At 51.1% G+C, this 3,902-nt stretch carries 5 protein-coding genes and 1 pseudogene; all 6 read left to right on the top strand.

What is annotated here, in order from left to right; all coding sequences use genetic code 11:
• The first annotated feature begins 86 nt into the window (after window positions 1-86).
• The 6 genes and pseudogenes from QZ506_RS17820 to QZ506_RS17795 all read left to right on the top strand — a co-directional run bounded on the left by QZ506_RS17820 (window position 87) and on the right by QZ506_RS17795 (window position 3,776).
• Window positions 87-212, top strand: a complete 126-nt coding sequence (locus QZ506_RS17820; RefSeq protein ID WP_291972954.1) for a hypothetical protein — start codon at window positions 87-89, stop codon at window positions 210-212.
• Window positions 213-240: 28 nt separating this feature from the next.
• Window positions 241-684 (top strand): annotated as a pseudogene (locus QZ506_RS17815) (putative PEP-binding protein); the annotation flags it as partial.
• A 214-nt stretch (window positions 685-898) separates the two neighbouring features.
• Window positions 899-1,756, top strand: coding sequence for a prolipoprotein diacylglyceryl transferase (gene lgt, locus QZ506_RS17810; protein ID WP_291972953.1), 858 nt, complete (start codon window positions 899-901; stop codon window positions 1,754-1,756).
• A gap of 89 nt (window positions 1,757-1,845) precedes the next feature.
• A complete protein-coding gene (thyA, locus tag QZ506_RS17805) occupies window positions 1,846-2,640 on the top strand; it encodes a thymidylate synthase (RefSeq protein WP_291972952.1) in 795 nt (264 codons plus the stop codon).
• Window positions 2,641-3,048: 408 nt separating this feature from the next.
• Window positions 3,049-3,543 (top strand): prepilin peptidase-dependent protein, encoded by a 495-nt coding sequence (locus QZ506_RS17800; RefSeq protein WP_291972951.1) that lies wholly within the window; start codon window positions 3,049-3,051, stop codon window positions 3,541-3,543.
• Window positions 3,501-3,776, top strand: a complete 276-nt coding sequence (locus tag QZ506_RS17795) for a prepilin-type N-terminal cleavage/methylation domain-containing protein (protein ID WP_291972950.1) — start codon at window positions 3,501-3,503, stop codon at window positions 3,774-3,776. Before QZ506_RS17800 ends, QZ506_RS17795 begins: the two co-directional genes overlap by 43 nt.
• Window positions 3,777-3,902: the final 126 nt, after the last annotated feature.

Raw genomic sequence — 3,902 nt, 5'->3', positions numbered from 1 at the left:
GCGCTGCTTGAGGGCCTTGTTATAAGAGGGCCAGTTGGTGATTTTAAAATTTTGTTTTGCCATGGAGACCTGATTTTGAAACAACTGTGGTGATCTGCTCCGATGATTACCCAAAAGTTCTATTTATTCAACAAAGCCCCGGATATTCAAAATCATCCAAAATGCACGATAGGATCATCGGTACTTACATCGAACGCGAGTACTACGTTTGATGCTACATCAACTCATTGAATACACGACCTGTTTTTGCTGCCGCACCTAGCCTCTCGTATCGATTTTGTCTCGGTAGGCACTAACGATCTGACCCAATATTTGCTGGCCGTAGATCGCAATAACCCGCATGTGGCATCACTCTATGACAGCCTGCATCCGTCCATGTTGGAGGCGCTGGCAGGTATCGCTCGCGAATGCCAACGTCTTGATCTTGAAGTCTCTGTCTGTGGCGAAATGGCCGGTGAGGCCATGGGATCGCTGGTATTGACCGGGTTGTGCTATCGCACATTCAGTATGAATGGCCGTAGCGTCGCGCGGGTAAAATACCTGCTGCGTCAATTGGTGCTGACTGAGGTACAAGCGCTGACCCAACGTCTATTGGCGGCGCGTAGCGCCAGCGAAGTGCGCCAGTGGATTGCACTTTTCCTCGAAGAGCGCGGTTTGGGGGCGTTTGCCCGCGGTGGGCGCTGACAAAGTGTGTCAATGGTAACATCCTGTTTACATAACTTTTCCTGAGCTTGCACGCTGCGTAGCGGCTGCTCTGTGCTATCATGCGCAACCGCCGCCAGTGCGCAAGGCGTTAATGCTGAGAGGGCGCTGGCAAACAAGGTTTCCCCTTTTACGACTTCCCGTACCGGGGGATAAACAACGTCGTGAGATAAAACAGACAAGCATGTGGTGATCGATGACAACGAGTTACTTGGCGTTTCCTCAATTTGATCCGGTGATTTTCTCCCTTGGACCCGTTTCGCTCCATTGGTATGGGCTGATGTATCTGGTGGGCTTTGTGTTTGCCATGTGGCTGGCTGTGCGCCGGGCGAATAAACAGGGTAGCGGCTGGACGAAAGAAGAAGTAGAAAACCTGCTCTACCTCGGATTCCTCGGGGTGTTCGTGGGCGGTCGTCTGGGGTATGTCCTGTTCTATGCTTTCCCCTCGTTCATCAGCAACCCGCTTTACCTGTTCAAAGTGTGGGATGGCGGTATGTCGTTCCACGGCGGTCTGGTTGGGGTGATTTGCGTCATGCTGTGGTTTGCCCGTCGTACCAAGCGCCACTTCTTTCAGGTTGCCGATTTTATCGCTCCTCTGATTCCTTTCGGGCTGGGTGCTGGGCGCTTGGGTAACTTTATCAACGGCGAACTGTGGGGCCGCGTCACTACCGATACGCCGTGGGCGATGCTGTTCCCCGGAGCGCGCAGCGAAGATTTGATGCTGGCGGTAACCGACCCGCAATGGCAGGCGATTTTCAATCAATACGGCATGTTGCCGCGCCATCCCTCCCAGCTTTATCAGATGGCGCTGGAAGGTATTGCGCTGTTTATTCTGTTAAATCTGTTTATTCGTAAACCGCGCACAATGGGCAGCGTTTCCGGCTTGTTTTTGATTGGCTACGGTGTGTTCCGCATTGTCACCGAATTTTTCCGTCAGCCGGACGCTCAGCTTGGACTGTTCGGTAATTTCATCAGCATGGGACAGATTCTATCGCTGCCGATGGTGTTTGCCGGTATCCTTATGATGGTCTGGGCCTATCGTCGTAAGGTGTAAAAATAGCAATAACTTGCCGTGAGCGGCGTCCTTGCTGACATCAGCGGGAGGCTGCACGGTGAATTTTTTAATCGCGTAGTGAGGGTGAAATGAAACAGTATCTGGAATTGATGCAGAAAGTGCTTGATGAGGGAACGCAGAAGGGAGACAGAACAGGCACCGGAACCTTATCGATTTTCGGCCACCAGATGCGTTTCAGTCTGCAAGACGGTTTTCCGCTGGTGACCACCAAGCGCTGCCATCTGCGCTCAATCATTCACGAGCTGTTGTGGTTCCTCAACGGTGACACCAACGTTGGCTATCTGCACGACAATAAAGTTAGCATTTGGGATGAATGGGCCGATGAGAATGGCGATCTTGGGCCGATATACGGTAAGCAGTGGCGCGCTTGGGGTGCGGCGGATGGTCGCAAGATTGATCAACTGCAAACCGTGCTGCAACAGTTAAAGCAGGATCCAAATTCACGCCGTATCATTGTTTCTGTCTGGAACGTGGGTGAGTTAGATCAAATGGCGCTGGCACCGTGCCATGCGTTTTTCCAGTTCTACGTGGCGGATGGCAAACTTTCCTGTCAGCTTTACCAGCGCTCGTGTGATGTGTTCCTCGGTCTGCCGTTCAATATTGCCAGTTATGCACTGCTGGTGCATATGATGGCGCAGCAGTGCGACCTTGAAGTCGGCGACTTTGTCTGGACCGGTGGTGACACCCATCTGTACAACAACCATATGGAGCAGACGCATTTGCAACTGAGCCGTGAGCCAAAAGCGCTGCCGAAATTGATCATTAAATGCCGTCCTGCCTCGCTGTTTGACTATCAGTTCGACGATTTCGAAATAGAAGGCTACGATCCGCATCCTGCCATCAAGGCACCGGTGGCGATTTAATCGGCGATTCTGTGTTTCTGCTATCAAGGCTGCTAATGCGGCCTTTATTTGTATTAGTCGCGACTAGATCTGACACTGGACCTTGAAAGGTTGAGAGTTACCGGTTTTGATATGGGTGTCTGATCCTTAAACAAAACGCGAGGTAACTCTCATGCTCCATACTAACAATCCCATTATCTGTACTAGCTCAGACCTGATCTGACAGACACCTGTATAAATAATCGGTAACTGTCAGATCAGGTCTGAGCTAGTACACTTTTTATTACAGATTATTTTCTCCTATCTTTCTTCAACACGCATTGTATTTGCGTTGTAACGCCGCGCTGCCAAGTCCGTTTTGTTGAGAGCAAGCAGGCATTCCCACTTTTTTTTGCCAGGTCACTGCCCCATTCTGGCTACACTGCCGTCATGGATAAAAGCACCTTTGTTGATGCGGGTTTTAGCCTGCCGGAATTACTGATTGCACTGACGCTTATCGCTTTGTTATCCGCAGGAGGAATACAGGGCTGGACCACCTATCAGCATGCTGTGCGCCTCGAGCATCAAACGCAGTTGGTGATGTTATTTCTGCAACGCGTGCAGGCCGATGCCTATTGGTATAACGACACGCGTACCGTGAGTGTAATACATGCCGGTGAGGTGTGGTGTTTACGAGAAGGAACAGGGACGTCGTTGAGCTGTTATGCGGGCATAGGCAGGCGTTTATTGCCCTCTGCACGCGATGTACGCATTGCCGCAATGGCACGTCCGACGGTTACCTTTTATGGTCTGCGCAATACGGCGCAGGCAGGACACCTGGTGTTAGAGAATGATGCCGGTCGTCTACGTATCGTGATATCGATCTGGGGGAGGATACGGTTATGCAGCGATACACAGCCAGTATTGGGCATTCCGCGTTGCTAAGTCGCAGAATCGGCGGGTTTAGCCTGATAGAGGTGCTGCTGGCAATGTTGGTTGGCTGCGTGATGATTATCGTCTCCATGCAGATTTACCCTACGCTGCGCAGGCATAGTCAGAATACGCTACGCCATTTCTGTTTAGAGCAGCGTATCCATCAGGCGCTGTTTGCTTCGGAAAAAGATCTGCACCGCGCGGGTTTTGGCGCCAGTCGCTGTCACGGCAATGGGCTTTGTTGAATAAATAGAACTTTTGGGTAATCATCGGAGCAGATCACCACAGTTGTTTCAAAATCAGGTCTCCATGGCAAAACAAAATTTTAAAATCACCAACTGGCCCTCTTATAACAAGGCCCTCAAGCAGCG

It is taken from the genome of Candidatus Symbiopectobacterium sp. (assembly GCF_020054415.1).
Classification (GTDB): Bacteria; Pseudomonadota; Gammaproteobacteria; order Enterobacterales; family Enterobacteriaceae; genus Symbiopectobacterium.
This window is presented reverse-complemented; position numbering and strand designations above follow the sequence as displayed.